Annotated in this window: 17 protein-coding genes and 3 tRNA genes; 10 read left to right on the top strand and 10 right to left on the bottom strand. The window is 71.6% G+C overall.

Features of this window, described 5'->3' with window-relative positions; translation table 11 throughout:
- Window positions 1-47: 47 nt before the first annotated feature.
- The 5 genes from ABGB11_RS17950 to ABGB11_RS17930 form a co-directional block, all read right to left on the bottom strand.
- On the bottom strand, window positions 48-497 hold the full coding sequence (locus tag ABGB11_RS17950; RefSeq protein WP_347634107.1) for a hypothetical protein: 450 nt from the start codon (window positions 495-497) through the stop codon (window positions 48-50).
- Window positions 469-1,896, bottom strand: coding sequence for an extracellular solute-binding protein (locus ABGB11_RS17945; protein ID WP_347634105.1), 1,428 nt, complete (start codon window positions 1,894-1,896; stop codon window positions 469-471). Before ABGB11_RS17945 ends, ABGB11_RS17950 begins: the two co-directional genes overlap by 29 nt.
- A gap of 81 nt (window positions 1,897-1,977) precedes the next feature.
- Window positions 1,978-2,814, bottom strand: coding sequence for an aminotransferase class IV (locus ABGB11_RS17940; RefSeq protein ID WP_347634103.1), 837 nt, complete (start codon window positions 2,812-2,814; stop codon window positions 1,978-1,980).
- Complete coding sequence (locus ABGB11_RS17935; protein ID WP_347634101.1) at window positions 2,765-3,781, bottom strand: chorismate-binding protein; 1,017 nt, start codon at window positions 3,779-3,781, stop codon at window positions 2,765-2,767. Before ABGB11_RS17935 ends, ABGB11_RS17940 begins: the two co-directional genes overlap by 50 nt.
- Window positions 3,778-4,482, bottom strand: coding sequence for a helix-turn-helix domain-containing protein (locus ABGB11_RS17930; protein WP_347634099.1), 705 nt, complete (start codon window positions 4,480-4,482; stop codon window positions 3,778-3,780). The genes ABGB11_RS17935 and ABGB11_RS17930 overlap by 4 nt, the downstream gene beginning before the upstream one ends.
- Before the next feature lie 126 nt (window positions 4,483-4,608).
- On the opposite strand from ABGB11_RS17930, the gene ABGB11_RS17925 reads away from it, so the two are divergent.
- The 3 genes from ABGB11_RS17925 (at window position 4,609) to ABGB11_RS17915 (ending at window position 4,893) form a co-directional block, all read left to right on the top strand.
- Window positions 4,609-4,680 (top strand) — tRNA-Gly (locus ABGB11_RS17925).
- A gap of 40 nt (window positions 4,681-4,720) precedes the next feature.
- Window positions 4,721-4,791: transfer RNA gene (locus ABGB11_RS17920), tRNA-Cys, on the top strand.
- 30 nt (window positions 4,792-4,821) lie between these two features.
- Window positions 4,822-4,893: transfer RNA gene (locus tag ABGB11_RS17915), tRNA-Val, on the top strand.
- A 166-nt stretch (window positions 4,894-5,059) separates the two neighbouring features.
- On the opposite strand, the gene ABGB11_RS17910 is transcribed toward ABGB11_RS17915, so the two are convergent.
- Window positions 5,060-6,013: a glycoside hydrolase family 16 protein gene (locus ABGB11_RS17910; RefSeq protein ID WP_347634097.1), complete on the bottom strand. Its 954-nt coding sequence runs from the start codon at window positions 6,011-6,013 to the stop codon at window positions 5,060-5,062.
- 285 nt (window positions 6,014-6,298) lie between these two features.
- Here ABGB11_RS17910 and ABGB11_RS17905 point away from each other — a divergent pair, with 285 nt between their 5' ends.
- From ABGB11_RS17905 to ABGB11_RS17885, 5 genes are read left to right on the top strand one after another with little or no spacing between them, the layout of a single operon-like run.
- Window positions 6,299-7,600: an extracellular solute-binding protein gene (locus tag ABGB11_RS17905; protein WP_347634094.1), complete on the top strand. Its 1,302-nt coding sequence runs from the start codon at window positions 6,299-6,301 to the stop codon at window positions 7,598-7,600.
- Window positions 7,597-8,568 (top strand): sugar ABC transporter permease, encoded by a 972-nt coding sequence (locus tag ABGB11_RS17900; protein WP_347634092.1) that lies wholly within the window; start codon window positions 7,597-7,599, stop codon window positions 8,566-8,568. The genes ABGB11_RS17905 and ABGB11_RS17900 overlap by 4 nt, the downstream gene beginning before the upstream one ends.
- A complete protein-coding gene (locus ABGB11_RS17895; RefSeq protein WP_347634090.1) occupies window positions 8,565-9,446 on the top strand; it encodes a carbohydrate ABC transporter permease in 882 nt (293 codons plus the stop codon). Before ABGB11_RS17900 ends, ABGB11_RS17895 begins: the two co-directional genes overlap by 4 nt.
- Before the next feature lie 38 nt (window positions 9,447-9,484).
- Entirely contained in the window at window positions 9,485-10,885 is a 1,401-nt protein-coding gene (locus tag ABGB11_RS17890) for a GH1 family beta-glucosidase (protein WP_347634088.1), read from the top strand.
- Entirely contained in the window at window positions 10,882-11,874 is a 993-nt protein-coding gene (locus ABGB11_RS17885; RefSeq protein WP_347634086.1) for a LacI family DNA-binding transcriptional regulator, read from the top strand. The genes ABGB11_RS17890 and ABGB11_RS17885 overlap by 4 nt, the downstream gene beginning before the upstream one ends.
- A gap of 17 nt (window positions 11,875-11,891) precedes the next feature.
- Here ABGB11_RS17885 and ABGB11_RS17880 read toward each other — a convergent pair whose 3' ends face one another.
- Entirely contained in the window at window positions 11,892-12,893 is a 1,002-nt protein-coding gene (locus ABGB11_RS17880) for a hypothetical protein (protein ID WP_347634084.1), read from the bottom strand.
- Between the two features lie 96 nt (window positions 12,894-12,989).
- Between ABGB11_RS17880 and ABGB11_RS17875 the strand changes: the two genes are divergently transcribed.
- On the top strand, window positions 12,990-13,631 hold the full coding sequence (locus tag ABGB11_RS17875) for a TetR/AcrR family transcriptional regulator (RefSeq protein WP_347634082.1): 642 nt from the start codon (window positions 12,990-12,992) through the stop codon (window positions 13,629-13,631).
- Window positions 13,632-13,643: 12 nt separating this feature from the next.
- On the opposite strand, the gene ABGB11_RS17870 is transcribed toward ABGB11_RS17875, so the two are convergent.
- On the bottom strand, window positions 13,644-14,663 hold the full coding sequence (locus ABGB11_RS17870; protein WP_347634080.1) for a LacI family DNA-binding transcriptional regulator: 1,020 nt from the start codon (window positions 14,661-14,663) through the stop codon (window positions 13,644-13,646).
- Window positions 14,664-14,792: 129 nt separating this feature from the next.
- Here ABGB11_RS17870 and ABGB11_RS17865 point away from each other — a divergent pair, with 129 nt between their 5' ends.
- Window positions 14,793-18,044, top strand: a complete 3,252-nt coding sequence (locus ABGB11_RS17865) for a GH92 family glycosyl hydrolase (protein WP_347634078.1) — start codon at window positions 14,793-14,795, stop codon at window positions 18,042-18,044.
- Window positions 18,045-18,133: 89 nt separating this feature from the next.
- On the opposite strand, the gene ABGB11_RS17860 is transcribed toward ABGB11_RS17865, so the two are convergent.
- The gene (locus ABGB11_RS17860) at window positions 18,134-19,048 is read right to left on the bottom strand and encodes an ROK family protein (RefSeq protein ID WP_347634076.1); all 915 of its coding nucleotides are present in this window, start codon (window positions 19,046-19,048) and stop codon (window positions 18,134-18,136) included.
- 36 nt (window positions 19,049-19,084) lie between these two features.
- The gene (locus tag ABGB11_RS17855; RefSeq protein WP_347634074.1) at window positions 19,085-20,326 is read right to left on the bottom strand and encodes an ROK family transcriptional regulator; all 1,242 of its coding nucleotides are present in this window, start codon (window positions 20,324-20,326) and stop codon (window positions 19,085-19,087) included.
- Window positions 20,327-20,570 lie beyond the last annotated feature (244 nt).

Raw genomic sequence — 20,570 nt, 5'->3', positions numbered from 1 at the left:
AACCGCCTCGTCGGCATCCTCCACGGATGCCTCAAGACCCGCACCCTCTACGACGAAGCAACCGCCTGGTCGCACCACACCCAATCCCACGCCGCTTGACACCCAAACGACATGGGGTGTCTGACCAGGCCCGGCCGGTCGCGCATCACCCACGCGATGGCGAACCCGAGGACGGTCTGCCCGATCACCGCCGACCCGAGGACGAACTGCAGCGTCAGCCACAGCGACCGGTGGAACTCCCCGTCGCCGAGCACCTCCCGGTAGTTCGCGGTCCCGACCACCTGCGGATCGCTGGCCGCGATGCCCGTGAGCCGGTAGTCGGTCGCGCCCAGGTAGAGCGTCCAGAGCGCCGGGAAGACGAGGAACACCGCGACGAGCACCAGCGCGGGCGCGACGAACGCGGCGGCGCGCCCCCTCCCCAGCCCGGCCGCGTCGTCCCCGGGGGACGGCGCGGCCGCGACCGTGACGTCAGCGCGGGGCGACGTGGGCGGCGCCACCGACGATCCCTTCGAGCTTCCGGGTGTACTCGGCGGCGGCCTGGTCCGGGCTCTTGCCCGACACCACGGCGGCGGTGGCCTCCTGCAGAGCCGTCGACACCTGCGGATACGCGGCGAGACCCGGACGGTAGGACGTGACCGGCAGCACCTTCTCCGACACGAACGTCAGGAACGGGTCGCCCGCGAGGATCTCCCTGTTCACGTCCGTCCGGGACGTGATCTCGGGCGTGCCGGCCATCCGCGCCTTCACCATCTCCGGCGAGTTCATGAACGCCAGCAGCTCGAACGCCTGCTGCGGGTACTTGGTGTTCGGGTTGAGGACGGTCACCGACCCGCCCGACATGCTCACGAACGACTGCCCGCGCACGCCCTTGCCCGCCGACACGGCGGGGATCAGCGCGTAGCCGACGTCCTGGTCGCGGGTCTTCATCTTCGCGACACCGGTCTTCGGGTTGAGGACGTCCCGCCAGAAGTAGTCGCCCTCGAACAGGATCCCGATCTTGCCTGCGGCGAACTCCTCGAACGACTTGTCGCGCCCCTTGGCCTCCTGCTGGAGCTTCGGGTCGCCGAGGCCCTCGGCGCCGTAGATCTGCGCGTACAGGCCGAGGACCTGCTTGACGGCCTGGCCGCCGCCCGTCCACTTGCCGTCCGCGTGGATCTCGGCGCCGGCGCCGGCGAGCAGGGGCAGCGCCCCCTGCATGCTGGTCGCCTCGCCCATGGCGGTGCCCGCGTTCAGCTGGATGGGGGTCACGCCGGGGACCTTCTTCAGCGCGCGGCCCGCGGTGAGGACGTCCTGCCAGGTCTTCGGCTGCCAGTCGGCAGGCAGCCCGGCCCGCGCGAACAGCTTCCTGTTGAAGAAGATCAGGCGTCCGTCGGTCGCGGGCGGCACGCCGTAGCGCTTGCCGTCGAACATCGCGAGCTTCTGGACCGATCCAGGGATCTTCGTCCAGCCGTCCCATGCGTCCGCCGGGGGTCCCACGACGTCCGGCAGCGGCGCGATGTAGCCGGCCTGGGCGAACTCGCCGACCCAGATGCCGTCGATGTCCATGATGTCGGCACCCGACCGGGACTTCAGGTCGAGGGCGAGCTTCGTCTTGTACGCCTCGTCGTCCACGCCCTGGCCGCGGAACGTCACCTTCGCGGTGACGCCCTTGGCCTTCTGCGCGGCCACGAACTTCGGGATCACCGTCCTGGTGATCCACTCGGCCTCTTCGGTGTTCTTGCCGCCCTCGATCGCGTTGCGGGTGATGGTCAGGGAGAAGCTCTTGGCGTCCTTGCCCCGGTCGGGATCCGTCGAGGATCCGCCGCCGCCGCACCCGGCGAGCACCGAGCCCGCCATGACGAGCGCGGCCGCCGCGCCGATCCGTCTCCCGGAGAAGCCCCTACTGGAGAAGACCATGGGTGACCTCCTACAAGCGTCACCCTCGAACGTGAACGAAGAAATCGATCACGTAAAGGCCCTGGAGATCATTTTCTCCGGTCAGGGATCCATCAGCTCGGCCGAGCGGGCGGCGAACGCCTCCACGGCCTTGGCGGTGATCGGGCCGGGGGCCGCCGGGAGGACCGTCCCGTCCACGGCCCGGATCGGCTGGACGTCCCGGGTCGTGGACGTCAGGAACGCCTCCTCCGCCCGGTACAGGTCGTCCAGCGCGAGGTCCTCCTCCTCGCCGCCGCACCACTCCAGCGTCAGCGCCCGCGTCACCCCGGCCAGGCAGCCGGACGACAGCGGCGGCGTGAGCAGCCGGCCGCCGATGACGACGAAGATGTTGCTGCCCGTCCCCTCGCACAGGTTCCCGGCGAGGTTGCCGAAGATCGCCTCCCCGCCGCCGCGCTCGCCGGCGTAGGCGAGGGCCAGGGCGTTCTCCGCGTAGGACGTCGTCTTCAGGCCGCACAGCGCCCCGCGCTCGTTGCGCGGCCAGGGCACCACGGTCACGTCGGCCGTCGCCGGGAACGGCGCCTGCGGCCCGGCGATGATCGACACGGTCGGCCCCTCGTCGCCCCGGTTCGAGCCGAGGGGGCCGGGCCCGCTGGTGTAGGTGATGCGGATGCGGGCCAGCGGCCACTTCGGCGCCGCGGCGAGGACCTCCAGGGTGCCCTGGGCGAGCGCGTCCTGGTCGGGTTCGGGCAGGCCCAGCCCGGCCGCCGAGCGGGCCAGCCGCGCCAGATGGCGGGTCAGCGCGAACGGCACCCCGTTCGTCGCCTTCACCGTCTCGAAGACGCCGTCCCCGACGAGCATCCCGTGGTCGAAGACCGACACGGTCGCCCGTTCAGGGTCGACGAGTTCCCCGTTCAGCCAGATCCTGGCCTGCGCCGTCACTGGAAGCCACCTCCAAAAGCCGAGCCGCCTTCAGCTCGGTCTCGCGCCATTCGCGGAGCGGGTCGGACCCCCACGTGATACCCGCGCCCGTGCCGAACCGCAGCAGCCCGCCGTCCGCCCAGAAAGTCCGGATGCCCACCGCGAGGGCACCGCGCCGGGAGTCCGCGTCCACCCAGCCGATGGCCCCACAGTACGGCCCCCGGGGGACGGGTTCGAGTTCTTCGAGCAGGGTCAGCGCGCTCGACTTCGGGGCACCGGTCACCGAACCGGGAGGAAACGTCGCGGCGAGCAGCTCGGGCCAGCCGCCTCCGGCGAGCCGCGCCCGGACCGTCGACACCAGGTGGACGAGCCCCGGGTGCTCCTCCTCCTCGCACAGCCCCGGCACGGTCACCGAGCCGGTCTCGGCGACCCTGCCCAGATCGTTCCGGACGAGGTCGACGATCATCACGTTCTCGGCGCGGTCCTTGGGCAGCAGGTCGCCCGCCGTCCGCCCGGTCCCCTTGATCGGACGGGACTCGACCACGTCCCCGTCCCGGCTCAGATACAGCTCGGGGGAGGCGGAGGCGACTTCGAGGCCGGGCAGTTTCAGCGTCATGGCGTAGGGCGCCGGATGCCTGGCCGCCAGCCGGGCCCCCAGCCCGGTGATGTCGGCCCGTCGCGGCAGCTCCGCCGACATCACCCGGCACAGGTTGGCCTGGTAGACGATCCCGTCCGCGATGGCCTCGCGGATGCGTTCGACCCCCGCGACGTAGGCGGCCTCGTCCAGGGAGGTGCTCCACTCCCCCGTCCCGGCCCACACACCGCCGGGGTGCGGCGCGGGCCGCACCGTCTCGAACCGGGCGCATGTGGCCTTGCCCTCGTAGGTCACCACCACGGCCCACCAGCCCGCCGAGTCCAGCGCCGCGGGATCGGTCGTGACGTCGGCGAGACCGGTGGCCAGCAGGCCTCCGGCGTACGCGAAGCTCACCCCAGCACGCACCCGAACGAATCCGCGAGGCCCGCCAGGCCCGCCTCCGTCACGACCAGCGCCCGCCGCGTCGGCCCCCGCTCGAACCACCCCAGCTCGATCATCCGCTCGGTCAGCGCCGCCCCCAGCGCCCCGTTCAGATGCGGCCGCCGCTCCGTCCAGTCCAGGCAGTGCCAGGCGAACCTGCGCCGCGCCCGCCGCAGCGCCGCCAGGTCGAGGCCCAGCGCCCCCAGCCGGTCCTCGCCCTTCTCGGTCACCTCGTAGGCCTCGCCCCCGGCCGGCTCGATCAGGCCGCCGTCGAGCAGCGCCGCGAACAGCGCCGCCCCGGCGACGCCCGCCAGGTGGTCGTAGCACGTCCGCGCCTCGTGCAGCCGCCGCGCGTCCCGCGACTGCCGCAGGCTCCGCACTCGCACCGGGGGGCTGATCCGCGACAACGCCTCGATCACCTGCGCCACCTCGCCGCCCCGCAACCGGTAGTACCGGTGCCGCCCCTGCTTGACGACCGTGACGAACCCGCCGTCCAGCAGCCGCGCCAGATGCGCGCTCGCCGTCGGCGCGCTCACCCCCGCCGTCCGCGCCAGCTCCCCCGCCGCGAGCGGCCGCCCGTCGAGCAGCGCGGTCAGCATCGCGGCCCGCGCCCGATCCGCGAGCAGCGCCGCCACCGGCGCGAAGTCCGCACTCACGACCTGTTCGGAGCCCATGCCACCGACCCTAAGCGACCCGTCCTTCGACCTGCGCCGAAGCATCCGGGACGCGGCCCGCCGGGAAACCGGTTTGGGGAACGGCCCAGGACGCGCTAATGTTTCCTCCGTCGCCGCAGGGCGCACGCGGAAGTGGCTCAGGGGTAGAGCATCACCTTGCCAAGGTGAGGGTCGCGGGTTCAAATCCCGTCTTCCGCTCTGAGGGGCCTTTTCGGCTATGACCCAGAGGTCTCCTTCTGGTGGAGTGGCCGAGAGGCGAGGCAACGGCCTGCAAAGCCGTGTACACGGGTTCAAATCCCGTCTCCACCTCAAACCGGGCCTCCCCGGAGGCTGCGGAACGGGCGATTAGCTCAGTGGGAGAGCGCTACCTTGACACGGTAGAGGCCACTGGTTCAATCCCAGTATCGCCCACACTCACGAGGAGTGATGTGTTCGCGCACCGCGCGGGCCGTCACTCCTTTTTCGTTGTCCGACCTCTGGCCGTCGGGACCGTGCGGCCGCCGCCGACCCGTTCGCGGGCTCGGCGGCGGCCGATGTGATCTTCAGAGGGAGCCGGCCGGCCGGCCGCTCCTGAAGATCATCCGCTCTGCCAGACCGCGACGTAGTCGACGAGCATGGGGCGACCCGAGACGGTGTCGCCCGTGGGCGTGGCATGCCCGGCGACGCCGTCCGGGAACCCGCCGCCCATCGCCACGTTGAGCAGCAGGAAGTAGCCGTTGTGCCCGGTCATGTTCGACCACGTCGTGGCGTCGAGCTGGCTCTGGCTGATGCTGTGGAACTGCTCGCCGTCCACGTACCAGCGCAGCTGGTTGGGGCTGACGCTGCGGTCCCACTCGAAGCGGTAGGTGTGCATCGCCGACTGGCAGGACGACCCGGGGCAGGCGCGGTTGGCGCCGATCCCGTTGGTCTCGTTGCACGCCCCGCCCGGGTTGGTGCCGCAGTGCAGGACGCCCCAGACCGAGTTGATGCCGTTGACGTTCTCCATGATGTCGAACTCGCCGATCGCCGGCCAGTTCTGGTAGTTGCCGCGGTACGGGGAGCCCAGTGCCCAGAACGCCGGCCAGTAGCCGAGAGCCTGGTTACCGGTGACGTTGGGCATCTGGATGCGTCCTTCGATGCGCAGGACGCGCCCGTCGGCGGGCTTGAAGTCGGTGCGCTGCGTCTCGATCCGGGCCGACGTCCACTCTCCCGAGGAGGACTTGACCGGGGTGATCCGCAGGTTGCCGCCGCCGTCCAGGCCGAGGTTGGCGGGATCGGCCGTGTAGCGCTGGATCTCGCCGGTGCCCCAGTTGCCGGGGCCGCCCGGGTAGCCGTGGCCGGTGTCGACGATCCAGTTCGCGGACGAGGGGGGCGAGCCGGCCGGGCCGTCGAAGTCGTCGCTCCAGACCAGGCTCCAGCCGTCCGGCGGCGGCGGGACGGACGCGCCGGCCGACGGTGACAGCGCGGCCGTCGCGACCGCCGCAGGGAGCGCGGCGGCGGCCACGGCGAGCACGCACCTGCGCCAGAGGCGGGGACGTCTCAGTGGGGTCATGGCGGGGGGACCTCCAGAGTTGGGGTGGAGCAGGCGCGGGGATGCCTGCCCTCTGGTGGGGCCAATGTCGTCCGTCGGGACCTACCCGTCAAGAGCGAGAGAGCGCTCTCTTCAAGATTCTGAGGCGGATACCTCATCTGAACAGGCGCTATGTCCTTTGGCGATTTCTGCCGAGCTGGGCGAGAGAGTCGCTCTCTTGACAGTCCTCCCTGGTGAAGCCATTCTCTGCGAGAGCGCTCTCTCAACCGATCCCGGTTGACCCCCACACCACCCCCGAGGACAGCCATGCGCAGATCCCACCGCCGCCTCGCGTCCGGCCTCGTCTCCGTCGCCGTCCTGGCGCTCGGCCTTTCCGCCTGCGGGAACGCGGACTCCGGAACCGGCTCGGACGGCTCGGTCACGCTGACCGTCGACACCTTCAGCACCTTCGGCTACGAGGAGCTGTTCAAGCAGTACGAGGCCTCCCACCCCGGCATCACGATCAAGCACCGCAACGTGGTGCAGCTCGACGAGTACCTGCCCCGCCTGGAGCAGTGGATCGCCGCGGGCAGCGGCGCCGGCGACGTCGTCGCCATCGAGGAGGGGATCCTCACCAAGTTCATGGCCAGTCCCGACAAGTTCGTGAACCTGCTCGACCATGGGGCGGGCTCGCTCAAGGACGGTTTCCTCGACTGGAAGTGGAAGCAGGCGCTCAGCCCCGACGGGAAGTACCTCGTCGGCCTCGGCACCGACATCGGCGGCCTGGCCATGTGCTACCGCACCGACCTGTTCAAGAAGGCGGGCCTGCCGACCGGCCGCGAGGAGGTCGGCAAGCTCTGGCCGACCTGGGACGCCTACATCGCCACCGGCCAGAAGTACGCCGCCAAGGCGAAGGACTCCAAGTTCGTCGACGGCTCGGTGAACCTCTACAACACGATCCTCGCCCAGACCGCGAGCCAGAGCGTCGGCCACACGTTCTTCGACCCCTCCGGCAAGCTCGTGGCCGGGAGCAACCCCGCGGTCCGGAGCGCGTGGGACACGACCCTGAAGATCCAGCAGGCCGGGCTGTCGGCCGGGCTGAAGTCGTTCGAGCCGAGCTGGGGCTCCGGCTTCAAGCAGGCCAAGTTCGCGACCATCGCCTGCCCGTCCTGGATGCTCGGCGTCATCAAGGAGAACGCCGGCGCGGAGGCGTCCGGCAAGTGGGACGTCGCGGCGATCCCGGGCGGCTCGGGCAGCCGCGGCGGCTCGTTCCTCGCCGTGCCCAAGCAGAGCCGGCACGCCAAGGAGGCGGCCGAGCTGGTCAAGTACCTCACCAGCACGAAGAGCCAGATCGCCGCGTTCAAGGCGCGCAACAACCTTCCCTCGTCCCCGCAAGCACTGGACGACCCCGCGGTGACGTCGTTCAAGAACGAGTACTTCAGCGACGCCCCGGTCGGGCAGATCTACGCCCGCGGCGCGAAGGCGATCAAGCCGCTTCACCTGGGCGCCGACACCAACCCGGTGCAGCAGCGCTTCGAGGACGCGCTTCTCGCGCTGGAGCAGGGCCGGCTCTCCCCCGACGCGGCGTGGAAGAAGGCCCTCGACGACGCCGAACGCGAGGCTCGATGACGGTCTCCATCGGTTCCCGCGCGGAGTCCCGGGCGGCGCTGCCGCCCGGGACCCCGCCCCGGCGCCGCGGGGCGCGCACCATGCTCGCCAGGTGGGACGTGAAGCTCTCGCCCTACCTGTTCATCTCCCCGTACTTCCTGCTCTTCTTCCTCTTCGGGCTCTTCCCGATGGGCTACACGGTCTGGGTGGCCCTGCACGACTGGGAACTGCTCGGCACGCACGAGTTCGTGGGGCTGGAGAACTTCGAGCTCGTCCTGACCGACCCGCAGTTCTGGAACGCGGTCCGCAACACCGTCGGCATGTTCGTCCTCGCCACCGTCCCGCAACTGCTGCTCGCGCTGGTGCTCGCGAACGCGCTCAACCAGCGGATGCGCGCGCGGACGCTGGTGCGGATGGGCGTGCTCGTCCCGATGGTCACCTCGATCGCCGCGGTGGCCATCGTCTTCGGCCAGCTCTTCAGCCGGGACTTCGGCATGGTCAACTGGGTGCTCGGCTGGTTCGGGGTGGACCATCTCGACTGGGCCGCGCGGCGCTCGACGGCCTGGATCGCGGTCTCGGTGATGGTCGACTGGCGGTGGACGGGCTACAACGCGCTGATCTACCTCGCCGCGATGCAGTCGATCCCGCGCGACCTGTACGAGGCCGCGGCGATCGACGGGGCGTCCCGCGCCCGGCAGTTCTGGTCGATCACGCTGCCGATGCTGCGGCCGACCATCATCTTCACCGCGATCGTCTCCACGATCGGCGGGTTCCAGCTGTTCACCGAGCCGCTGCTGTTCGGCAACGGCGACATGGCCGGGGGATCGCTGCGGCAGTTCCAGACGGTCACCATGTACATGTTCGAGAACGCGTTCCGGCGGTTCGACTACGGCTACGCGTCCGCCGTCTCCTGGATGCTCTTCATGCTCATCCTCGTCGGATCCCTCCTCAACTTCGTGTGGCTGCGCCGGGTGGGAGGGACGAAATGATGATCCAGAGGACGCCCGGCAGGCCGCGGGCGAAGCGCGGCGGTACCGTCGCGGCGCTGTGGGACGCCGGCCCGCTCACCCGCATCACGCTGCTGGCGACGATCGTGCTGTCGGTGTTCCCGCTCTACTGGATGCTCGTCGTCGCGACCCGCACCAACGACGTCGTCGGGTCGACGCCGCCGCCGCTCCTCCCGGGCGGCGAGCTGGGCCGCAACCTGTCCCGGCTGTTCGGCAACGAGCAGGCGCACTTCACCCTCGGGCTGGTCAACTCCGCCATCGCGGCCACGGCGGTGACCGTCTCCACGCTGCTGTTCGCCTCGCTCGCCGGGTTCGCCTTCGCCAAGCTGCGCTTCCGCGGCCGCGGTGCGCTGCTGCTGGTCATGCTGGCGACCATGATGGTGCCGGTGCAGATGGGCATCATCCCGCTGTACATGCTGATGGCCGAGATCGGCTGGACGGGCAAGCTCCAGGCCGTCATCGTGCCGTTCCTGGTCACCGGCTTCGGCGTGTTCATGATGCGGCAGTACACGATGCAGGCCGTCCCGGACGAGCTCATCGAGGCCGCCCGCATCGACGGCTGCTCGACCTTCCGCATCTACTGGAGCGTGGTCCTGCCCGTCCTGCGGCCCGCCATGGCCGTCCTCGGCCTGTTCACCTTCATGCAGACCTGGAACGAGTTCATCTGGCCGCTGGCCGTGCTCAACCCCGACAACCCCACCGTCCAGTACTCGCTCAACCTGCTGAACGGCGCCTACTACACCGACTACTCGCTGATGTTCACCGGCACCGCGGTGGCGACGCTGCCGCTGCTCGCCGTCTTCGTGCTGTTCGGCCGGCAGATCATCAGCGGGATCATGGACGGCGCTCTCAAGGCATGACGACCCACCCCTCACCAGCGGAGAGAACAGCCAGGACGATGACGGCCACCACGCTCCAGACCGACCACCGGCCCCTCACCTTCCCGCCCGGCTTCGTCTGGGGGGCCGCCACCGCGGCGTACCAGATCGAGGGCGCGGCGCGGGACGACGGCCGCGGCCCGTCGATCTGGGACACCTTCAGCCGCGTCCCCGGCAAGGTCGCGAACGGGCACACCGGCGACGTCGCGTGCGACCACTACCACCGGTTCCGCGACGACGTCGGCCTGATGGCCGGCCTGGGGCTGAGCGTCTACCGCTTCTCGGTGGCCTGGCCGCGGGTGCAGCCCGACGGCTCCGGCCCGGTCAACCCCCGCGGCATCGGCTTCTACGACCGGCTGGTCGACGAGCTGCTCCAGGCCGGGATCACCCCGTACGCCACCCTCTACCACTGGGACCTGCCGCAGACGCTGGAGGACCTCGGCGGGTGGACGGCCCGCGACACCGCCCTGCGGTTCGCGGACTACGCCGGCCTCGTGCACGACCGCCTCGCCGACCGCGTCGACACCTGGACGACGATCAACGAGCCGTGGGTGGCCGCGTACCTCGGCTACGGCGCGGGCGTGCACGCCCCCGGCCGGACCAGCGCCGCCGACGCCTTCCGCGCCGCGCACCACCTGCTCGTGGCGCACGGCCTGGCGACCCGGCGGCTGCGCGCCGGCGGGGCCGCGCGGATCTCGCTGACCCTCAACCTCGCCCCGATCGTCGCCGCCGGGGGCTCCGAGCCGGACGCGGCCGCCGCCGACCTGGTCGACGCGCTGCTCAACCGGCAGTTCCTCGACCCGGTGCTGCGCGGCGCGTACTGCGAGCCGGTGCTGGCGGTGGCGTCCCGCGACGGCGGGCTCGACCACGTCCGCGGCGACGACCTGGCCGTGATCGCCGAGCCGATCGACTCGGTCGGCATCAACTACTACAACCCGACCTACGTGGCGGCCGTCCCCGGCACCCCGCCGAACCCCGCCTACCCCGGGTCCGAGGGCATCGCGTTCCCGCCGGCCGGGCCGCCGCTCACGGCGATGGGCTGGCCCATCGTGCCGGACGGCCTGGGCGACCTGCTGGTCCGGCTCAGCCGCGACTACCCGGGCGTGCCCCTCGTCGTCACCGAGAACGGCGCCGCGTTCGACGACGTCCCCGACGAGGACGGGCGGGTGCGCGACGACGCCCGCATCCGCTACCTGGACGGGCATCTGCGCGCCGCGCACGCCGCGCTGACCGCCGGTGCGGACCTGCGGGGGTATCTCGTATGGTCGCTTCTGGACAATTTCGAATGGGCCGAGGGCTACGGCAAGCGGTTCGGGATCGTCTACGTCGACTACGCCGACCAGCGCCGCCTGCCCAAGGACAGCGCGGGGTGGTTCCGCGACGTCATCGCCCGTAACGGACTCGGGGGAAAGCCTGTATGAAACGTCCCACGCTGGAGGCCGTGGCGGCCAGGGCCGGGGTCTCCCGCGCCACGGTGTCGCGCGTGGTCAACGGGGCGGACACCGTGAACCCCGACATCCGCACGGCCGTACTGCGGGCGGTGGAGGAACTCGGCTACGTCCCGAACTCGGCGGCCCGCAGCCTGGTCACCCAGCGGACGGGGTCGATCGGGCTGGTGGTCTCCGAGCCCCCCGCCCGCGTCTTCTCCGACGACCCCTTCTTCTCCCAGGTGATCCGCACGGTGAGCCAGGAGCTGGAGGCCGCCGACCGGCAGGCCGTGCTCATGATGCCGTCCTCGCCGGGAGGGCAGGCCAGGGTCGAGCGGTACGTCGCGGGCGGCCACGTGGACGGCGTCATCCTGCTGTCCCTGCACGGCGCGGACCCCCTGCCCGCGGCGCTCCTGCGGACCGGCGTGCCGGTGGTGTCGCACGGCCGCCCGGTGTCCACGGCCCGGCCCCCGTACTGCGACGCCGACAACGTCGGAGGCGCGCGGGCCGCCGTGCAGCACCTGCTGTCCCGGGGGCGGCGGCGCATCGCCACCATCACCGGCCCGCCCGACATGTCCGCGGGGCTGGACCGGCTGGCCGGCTACCGCGACGTCCTCTCCGGCACCGCCCGCCGGTCGCTGGTCGCCATCGGCGACTTCACCCGCGAGTCGGGGGCGGCCGCGATGACCCAGCTCCTGGAGGACGATCCCGACCTCGACGCGGTGTTCGCCGCGAGCGACCTGATGGCGACCGGCGCCCTTTACGCGCTGCGGAAGGCGGGCCGCCGCGTCCCCGACGACGTCGCCGTGGTCGGCTTCGACGACATCGACGCCGCCCGCTTCACCGATCCTCCGCTGACCACCGTCCGCCAGCCGATCGCCGAGGTCGCCCGGACCATCGTCCAGATGCTGCTGGACGGGGTGGCCCCGAAGGCCGACCCGGTGATCTTCCCCGTCGAGCTCATCGTCCGCGACTCCACCTGACGTCCCCCAGCGGCGGCTCAAGGGGTGCCGAGCAGGCTGGGGACGAAGATGTCCTCGGAGGTGAGCAGCGGCTTGGACAGGCCCTGCTCGTAGTGGTAGCGCAGGAAGGTGTCGACGGCTTTGCGGTTGGCGTCGACACCGTAGGGCCACCAGTCCTCGCCCAGCAGCGCGCGGTTCTCGGCGAACAGCCTGCTGAACCAGGGAGTGATCACGGCCATGTGCTGCTTCGCCGCGATGGCTCGGTAGTGCTCCTGCACGAGCTCCTTGGCCTGGGAGAACGCCCGGTAGACCGACTCCGCCAGGCCGGGCACCCCGGCCAGCTCCCGGCGGATCGCGACGAGGTGCATCATCGGGAAGATGCCGGTGCGACGGTAGTAGTCCCGTTCGACCGCTTCGTAGTCGACGAAAAGCCGCCGGATCTTCTTCGTCGAGCCGTCGATCAGGCTTTGCGGCACGTCGACGGACAGCAGGGCGTCGATCTCACCCGTTTCGAGCAGGGCGCTCAGGGTCTGGGCATCGTCGAGGTGGCGGACGCGAACGCCGTCCGGGACGGGCTGAGGGATCCAGTCGAACGGCGGGACGGGGTGGTCGGTGCCGCCGATCACCCACTCCATCTGGTCGGGCGTCACGCCGTACTCATCGGCCAGGACGCCCTTCATCCATACACCCGGATCGTGGCCGTACAGCGCGAACTCGCCGACCGTCCTGCCCGCCAGATCCTCAGGCCGCTCGATCCCGCTGTCGGCGTTCACGAACAGCGCCGAGTGGCGGAAGTTGCGGTTCGGGAAGATCGGCAGGGCCAGGAAGGGCGGATCGGCCGGATCGAACATGCGCAGGAAGTAGGTCAGCCCGAACTCGGCGACGTCCAACCCCCCCTGGGCCATGCGGCGGAAGATGTCGGAGATCAGCGGTGAGGTCTCCAGGGTGGCGTCGACGCCGTCCATCGTGACCCGCCCGTCGAACAGCGGCTCGGTGTGCTCGTACCGGTAGACGCCCACCTTGAGCTTCGGATCGGCCATGACAGGGCCTCCTCTCGTCACGGCGCTTCCGTGAATGACCTTTCACTTTAATAGTATCGCGAATGACCGTTCATTCACGGAGAAAGGGTGTGCCCCGTGCCGCGCATCACCGACGACCGCCGGGCGGCGAACCGGGCGCGGATCGTGGCGGCGGCCCGTCGCCGCTTCTCGCGGGACGGCTTCCATCGGACCTCGATGCCCGACATCGCCCGTGAAGCGGGCGTGTCGGTCGGCGCCCCCTACCGCTACTTCGCCGGCAAGGAGGAGATCATCGTCGAGATAGCGAGCGGCGCCTTCCGGGTGATGTTCGATCCCGTCGAGCGGCTCGTCGACACCGCCGGCGACGTGACGGTCGGCAATCTGGTCGCGGCGGCGATCGAGCCGGTGAGCGGTGAGGTCGCCGTGGACGGGACGGGTGAGGCCGTGCCCGTTGACGAGCTTCTGCGCTGCGCCGTCCAGGCATGGGGCGAACTGCTGCGGAACCCGGGGCTCCGGCAGCAGGCCGAAGCGGGCTTCGAGCACGTGCGCAGACGCATCGCGGACGCTCTCCGCAATGGCCAACGGGCAGGCAGCGTGCCGGCCGACCTTGATCCCGATCGCGGAGCGCGGGTGGTGATGGCGCTGCTGCACGGCTTCGTCCTGCAGTACACGACGTTCGGACTCGACGACACCGCCGGCTTCACCCGCGACGTCCGCATCGCGCTCAACGACGCCGGCCTACTCCGCGATCACCGCTGAGAGAGGGGCGGATCAGGCCGGCTCGCGGGGGATCTCTCCCGAGCCCCGCTCCACCAGGCGTGTGGGGTTCAGGACGTGCTCGGGCGGGCCCGCGTACCCGCCGATGCGGCGCTCCAGCAGCTCGGCGGCGCGGCGCCCCATCGCGGCGGGGTCGTGCGCGACGACCGTGACCGAGAGCAGGTCGGCCAGCTCGAAGTCGTCGAACCCCACCAGCGCGACCGGACCGGCCGCGGCCCGGATCGCCCGCAGCGCGCCGGCCGTCAGCAGGTTGTTGCCGGTGAGGACGGCGGTCGGCGGATCGGGCAGGCCGAGCAGCCCGGCCATCGTCCGCTCGGCGCCCGCGGCGTCCTGGATCATCATGCGGGCGATGGCCGGGTCCTCCGCGATCCCCTGCTCGGCCAGCGCGGCGACGTAGCCGCGGTGGCGCTCGCGGGCGGTGAAGACCTCCGTGCGGTCGAGCAGGCACGCGATCCGGCGGTGGCCGTGCGCCAGCAGGTGCCGGACGGCGGCCTGCGCCCCGCCGGCGTTGTCGGTGAGGACGGTGTCGACGTCGAGCGGACCGGGCTGGTCGATGTAGACCACCGGCGTGCCGTACTCGGCGAGCCGGCGGTCGGCGGCGCCCGACGAGACGATCAGCAGGCCGTCGACCCGGCGCTCGCAGAGGGACGCGGTGAGCTCGCGCTCCCGCTGGTACACGTGCTCGCGCACGTGGCCGTCGCCGGAGCTGCCGAGGATCACCAGCCGTCCGGCCTCGCGGGCGACGTCCTCGACGCCGCGCGCCACCAGCGAGTAGAAGGGGTTGGCCACGTCCTGGATGACCAGGCCGACGGTGCCGGTCGGGCCGCCGCGCAGGGTGCGCGCCAGGTCGTTGCGGTGGAAGCCGAGGAGCGCGATGGCGTCGCGGACCGCCGCCCCGGTCTCGGGCCGGACGCCGGGCTCGTTGTTCACCACGCGCGACACCGTCTTGAGGCTGACCCCCGCCGCCGCGGCCACATCGCGCATGGTCGGCCGCGGCGTCCCCCTGTTCGTCATGACAACGATGTCACCATGACCGGGGCACGGTCCGCCATGGCCGGATCCGGTCGTTGACGCGCCGGTGCCGGGCGATCACCATCCTGACAACGTTGTCATACGTCCGTGCGTCCCACTGAGGAGACACTCATGCTCAGACGCCGGCTTGCGGGCGGCCTCGCCGTCCTCCTGCTCCCCCTGGCCTCCGCCGCGGTCCCCGCCGCCACGGCGCAGGCGGCCCCGGACCTCACCTCCTACGTCAACCCGTTCGTCGGCACCAAGGACGGCGGTCCCGACTTCGGACACGGCGGCGGGGCCGGGATGAACTTCCCCGGCGCCGCGGCCCCGTTCGGGATGATGCAGTGGAGTCCCGACACCGTCCGCACGTCCGGAGGCGGCTACAAGTACGAGGACAACAGGCTGCGCGGGTTCTCGATGAGCCACATCTCCGGCCCCGGCTGCACGGGCGCGCAGGACTTCCCCGTCATCCCGATCTCCGGGACGATCGGCGCCTCCCCCGCCACCCACGGTTCGGACTACGTCCAGACCTTCAAGCACGAGAACGAGCAGGCGAGCCCCGGCTACTACGCCGTCACCGCCGACTCGGGGGTCAGGACCGAGTTGACGGCCTCGACGCGCGGAGGCGTCGGCCGCTTCACCTTCCCCGCGGGCAAGCCGGGCACCCTGCTGCTGAACGTCACCGGCTCCATCAACGGCGTCGACGACGCCGAGGCGACCATCAGCGGCAACACGGTCTCGGGCTGGGCCAGGACGGGCGGGTTCTGCGGGACGTCCACCAAGTACTACGTCTACTTCCACGCCACCTTCGACCGCCCGATCACCGCGTCCGGCACCTGGAAGGACGACTCGGTCAAGCCCGGCAACGAGCGCGTCCGGGGCAAGTCGCCCGCCGACGTCCCGCAGACGCCGCGCAAGACGAGCGGCCGGGTCAACAACGGCCGGGACGGGCGGCCCCTCGTCCCGTCACAGCGGACCTTCGCCGGCGACGTGACCGTCAAGGGCCCCGGCTCCGGGGTGTACCTCCAGTTCGACGGCGGCAAGCCCGTCCAGATGCGCGCGGGCCTGTCGTACGTGAGCATCGACGGCGCGAAGAAGAACCTCCGGGCCGAGATCGGCCGCAAGCCGCTCGACGCGGTGCGCACCGCCACGCGCGCCGCCTGGCAGCGCCGCCTCGGGCAGATCAGGGTCGAGGGCGGCACGCCCGACACCCTCCGGACGTTCTACACCGCGCTCTACCACTCCTTCCTCCAGCCGTACGTGTTCGACGACGTCGACGGCACCTACACCGGGTTCGACTACCGCACCCACAAGGCGCCCAAGGGGCGCCACCACTACGCGACGTTCTCCGGCTGGGACATCTACCGCAGCGAGATCCAGCTCCTCGCGTTCCTGGCCCCGGACGTGGCGAGCGACATCGCGCGGTCGCTGCATGAGAACGCCCGCGCCATCGGCGACGTCTGGGACCGCTGGTCGCACCAGAACACCATCACCGGCGTGATGAACGGCGACCCGTACCACTCGATGATCGCGAGCGCCTACGCGTTCGGGGCGCGCGACTTCGACGCCAAGGGCGCCCTCGCCTCGATGGTGGCCGGGGCGGAGCGCGTCGGGGCCAAGTCCGGGTACACCGAGCGGCCCGGGAACGCCTCCTACCTCAAGATCGGCTACGTGCCGGGCGACCCCGCCACGACCATGGAGTACAACCTGGCCGACTTCGGCATCGCCCAGATGGCCGAGCGGCTCGGCGACAAGGCCACGGCGGGCACGTTCATGGCGCGCTCGCACGGCTGGCAGAACCTTTACAACCCGCTCAACGGCTGGATCCAGCCGCGGTTCGCCGACGGCTCGTTCCTCAGCCCGTTCGACCCCGCGGACTCCAACTGGTACGTGGAGGGCAACGGCGCCCAGTACCACTGGATGACCTACGCGGACGTGAAGAGCCTGTTCAACGCGATGGGCGGGCGCGACGCCGCCGCCAAGCGGCTCGACGCGTTCTTCGCCGAGCTGAACGCCGGCCCGCACAAGCCGCTCGCCTACCTCGGCAACGAGCCCTCGCTCCAGTCGCCGTGGCTGTACGCGTGGGCGGGCCGCCCGTACCGCACACAGGACGTCGTGCACCGGGCGCGCGCCGAGCTGTTCAAGCCGACCCCCGACGGCCTGGTCGGCAACGACGACCTCGGGACGATGTCCGCCTGGTACGTGTGGGCCTCGCTCGGCGTGTACCCGGCGATCCCGGGCCGGGCGGAGCTGATGGTGAACGGGCCCGCCTTCTCCAAGATCGAGGTGCGGCGCTCTTCCGGCCAGAAGGTGACGATCAAGGCGCCGGGCGCGGAGACGTCCCGCTACATCCAGGCGCTCAAGGTGAACGGGAAGGCCACCACGAAGGCCTGGCTGCCCGAGTCGTTCGCGCGGTCGGGCGGGACGCTCGACTTCACCCTCGGCACGTCGCCGAACACCGAGTTCGGGGCGGCCGAGTCGGACGCGCCGCCGTCGTTCACCGAGGGCGGTAAGAGCTATCTCACGGCGGTCGACCCGGGCCTCGTTCCGGTGGAGCCCGGCGGCAGCACCACCACGACGCTGCGCGTCCAGGCGCTGGCGTCGGGAGGCGAGGTCGAGTGGAAGGCCACGCCGCCGCAGGGTGTGACGCTGACGCCGTCGTCCGGCACGCTGCGGGTCCCGGCGTCCGGGCACGCCGACCAGAAGATCACGGTCTCGGTGGCCGCCGACGCGAAGCTCGACTACCACACGGTGCCGATCGCGATACCCGGCGCCGGCGACGCGGGGCTGACGATCAACGTGGCCCGCAGGGGGACGATCGCGTGGTACCAGAACAACGCCGGCGTCTCCGCGGACGGCGCCACCGGTCAGGCCAACTTCGACGGCGGCGGCTGGTCGTACTCGGCCGAGGCGCTCGCCGCGGCCGGCCTGTCCCCGGGCAAGCAGGTGTCGTGGAACGGCTTCACGTTCGACTGGCCGTCGCGCAGGCCCGGCCAGATGGACAACGTGCACGCGCAGGGTCAGACGATCGAGCTGCCCGACGGGCCCAAGGCGTCCAAGCTCGCGTTCCTCGGCGCCGCGGGCAACGGCGACGCGCCGTCCACGGTGACGATCACGTACACCGACGGATCGACCCAGCGCAGCGAGCTGGCGTTCAGCGACTGGGCGCTCGGCGCCGACGCGTATCCCCCGCGCTTCGGCAACGAGATCGTGGCCAAGACCCCCTACCGCAACGGGGACGACGGGACCAAGGACGAGATCAACGTCTACGTCTTCGGTGCCACCCCGATCGACCTCGACCCGGCCAAGCAGGTGAAGAGCATGACGCTGAACACTCCCGAGAGTAGAGGGTCCCTCCACGTCTTCGCGTGGGCGTTCGCATGACCGGGTGACCCCTTGAGGCGACGGGCCGTGCCACCGCGGGTGGCACGGCCCGTCGCCGTCGCCGTCGGCGCGGATCGCGGAGGCCGGACCTAGGCGGCCGCGGGGTGGGAGGCCGGGAGCGCGCTGCGGGCGGCGCCGAGCAGGCCGGCGGTGCGGCCGAGCTCGGACGGGACGACGGTCAGCCGCTTGACGTACTCCAGCGTGAGGAAGCCGGCGAGGTGCGCGCGCAGCGGCGCGAACAGCGGCTCGCCGGCCGCCGCGACGCCGCCCCCGACCACGACGCGGTCCAGGTCGCACAGCGCGCTCGTGGCGGCGATGCCGCGGGCCAGCGCCCGGGTGCCCCGGTCGAACGCGGCGAGCGCGACGGCGTCGCCCTGCGAGGCGTCGGCGGACAGGGCGCGGGCGTCGGCGCCCGTCCACCCCTCGCCGCGGGCCCACCGGACCATGGACGGCCCGCTGGCGTACGCCTCGACGCACCCCGTCGCCCCGCATGTGCAGGGCGGGCCCGCGGGGTCGGCGACGACGTGGCCGATGTGCCCGGCGTTGCCGCTCGGGCCCGGGTAGGACGCGCCGGCGAGGACGAGACCACCGCCGACGCCCGTGGAGACGACGATCCCGAGCATCGATTCCACGCCGCGGCCCGCGCCGAGCCAGTGCTCGCCCAGCGCCGCCGCGATCCCGTCCCCGACCAGGACGGAGGGCACGCCGGGCACGATGGCGCCGACCAGGTCGAGCAGCGGGAAGTCCCGCCACGCCGGGATGTTCACCGGGCTGACCCGGCCGCGCGGCGGGTCGACCGGCCCCGCGGAGGCGAGCCCGACCGCGTGCGGGGCCGCGCCCTCGGACACCGAGGAGAGCAGCCCGCGCATCGCCTCCTCCAGGAGCGGTTCGGTGGCGGGGGTGGCGACTTCGGCCTGCCGGTGCACCTGCCCGTCCGCGCCGACCAGGCCGGCACTGATCTTGGTGCCGCCGATGTCCACCGCGAGCACGACGTCATGGTCCATGAACACTTCCTTGGTGGGAGCCCGGGATCGCTCCGGTCAGTCCTCGAGGAGCGCCGAGAGCTGGGGGGAGTAGGTGGCGTGCAGGACGAGCGAGGCCGCGCCGACCACGGCGGCGTCGGCGCCGAGGGGCGAGACCGCGGCCTCGGCGACCCGGACGTGGCGCGACAGCGGCCGGGACGCGAGGGCCTCGGTGACGGCGTCGAGGTAGAGCTTCTCGACGTGCCTGATCCCGTGGCCGCCCAGCACGATCAGGTCCACGTCGGCGATGTTGACGACGTTGACGGCGACGGCGGCGACGAGGTCGGCGGCGTCGCCGATGACCGCGGCGGCGAGCGGATCGCCCTGCGCGGCGGCGGTGAGGACCGCCTCGTGGTCGACGGCGTCCGGGTCGCGCCGGAACGGCTCCGCGAGCGCGCTGCCGGCGGGCTCCTCCTCCAGCCGGCGCCGCGTCTCGGCGGCGATGGCGGCGGGGCTGACCAGGCTCTCCAGGCACCCCCGGTTCCCGCAGTAGCAGCGCGGTCCGTCCAGCCGGACGGAGGTGTGCCCGAACTCCGCGGCGTTGAGCGAGCCGCCCCGGTGGACCTGGTGGCCGAGGATCAGCCCGCCGCCGATGCCGGTGCCGAAGAAGAAGTAGGCGAAGTTGGCCACCCCCCGCCCGGCGCCCGACCAGCGTTCGCCGATCGCGGCGGCGGTGGCGTCGTTGTCCAGCGTGACCGGCAGGCCGGTGGCCTCGCTCAGCAGCTGCTTCATCGGCACCCGCGTCCAGTGGGCGAGCTTCGGCGGGGCGACGACCATGCCGCTGTCCTGGTCGATCGGGCCGGGACTGGCGAGGCCGAGGCCGAGCACGCGCTCGCGCGGCACGTCGGCCTCGGCGAGGACGTCGCCGGCCAGGTCCGCCATGGCCGCGACGACCTCGTCCGGCCGGGCGCCGGCGGGCGTCGGGCGGCGCTTGAGCACCAGGGGATGCCCGACCAGATCGACGACCACGCAGGCGAGCTCCACCGGGTCGAAGTGCAGCCCCACGGCGCTGCCGGCGTCGCTGTTGATCCGGAGGGTCGTCCGGGGCTTGCCGAGCCCCTCGACGCGGCTGGATCCGTCCTCGCGCACGATCCCCTCGTCGAGCAGCTTGCGCGTGATCCCGGAGACGGTCTGCGGCGTGAGCCCCGTGCGCTCGGCGATCTCGGCCCGGCTGATGCCGTCGGCGAGCTGGATCTGGTCGAGCACCACCGCCCGGTTGTAGCGCCCGACCTTGGGAAGATTCGTGCCTGCTCGCCGCAACGAAGGTCCTTTCTGCCCGGCGCCGGTCCCCCTGACCGGCGCCGACTCTATTCTGGCCCGTGGCTTTGACTTTGTAAAACAATTGGATTTAAGGTGCTCTGGACGTAACGCGCGTCACACGCCGGCGGCCGCCGGGTCATGCCGGACCCTCCCGGCCCGCGTCCGCAGGCGACGCAAGACCATCGGAGAAGCTGATGTCAGAGGCACGCCGCGTCCCCCCGGGACCGGACACGCGCAGCCGTGG

Source organism: Actinomadura sp. B10D3 (assembly GCF_039871695.1).
Classification (GTDB): Bacteria; Actinomycetota; Actinomycetes; order Streptosporangiales; family Streptosporangiaceae; genus Spirillospora; species Spirillospora madurae.
This window is presented reverse-complemented; position numbering and strand designations above follow the sequence as displayed.

Excerpts from the sequence above, each read along its gene's own strand:
- ABGB11_RS17885 (WP_347634086.1), top strand. The coding sequence starts at position 10,882 with ATGAAACGTCCCACGCTGGAGGCCGTGGCGGCCAGGGCCGGGGTCTCC.
- ABGB11_RS17860 (WP_347634076.1), bottom strand. The coding sequence starts at position 19,048 with ATGGACCATGACGTCGTGCTCGCGGTGGACATCGGCGGCACCAAGATC.
- ABGB11_RS17865 (WP_347634078.1), top strand. The coding sequence starts at position 14,793 with ATGCTCAGACGCCGGCTTGCGGGCGGCCTCGCCGTCCTCCTGCTCCCC.
- ABGB11_RS17890 (WP_347634088.1), top strand. The coding sequence starts at position 9,485 with ATGACGGCCACCACGCTCCAGACCGACCACCGGCCCCTCACCTTCCCG.
- ABGB11_RS17910 (WP_347634097.1), bottom strand. The coding sequence starts at position 6,013 with ATGACCCCACTGAGACGTCCCCGCCTCTGGCGCAGGTGCGTGCTCGCC.
- ABGB11_RS17945 (WP_347634105.1), bottom strand. The coding sequence starts at position 1,896 with ATGGTCTTCTCCAGTAGGGGCTTCTCCGGGAGACGGATCGGCGCGGCG.
- ABGB11_RS17900 (WP_347634092.1), top strand. The coding sequence starts at position 7,597 with ATGACGGTCTCCATCGGTTCCCGCGCGGAGTCCCGGGCGGCGCTGCCG.
- ABGB11_RS17905 (WP_347634094.1), top strand. The coding sequence starts at position 6,299 with ATGCGCAGATCCCACCGCCGCCTCGCGTCCGGCCTCGTCTCCGTCGCC.
- ABGB11_RS17930 (WP_347634099.1), bottom strand. The coding sequence starts at position 4,482 with ATGGGCTCCGAACAGGTCGTGAGTGCGGACTTCGCGCCGGTGGCGGCG.
- ABGB11_RS17880 (WP_347634084.1), bottom strand. The coding sequence starts at position 12,893 with ATGGCCGATCCGAAGCTCAAGGTGGGCGTCTACCGGTACGAGCACACC.
- ABGB11_RS17870 (WP_347634080.1), bottom strand. The coding sequence starts at position 14,663 with ATGACGAACAGGGGGACGCCGCGGCCGACCATGCGCGATGTGGCCGCG.
- ABGB11_RS17895 (WP_347634090.1), top strand. The coding sequence starts at position 8,565 with ATGATGATCCAGAGGACGCCCGGCAGGCCGCGGGCGAAGCGCGGCGGT.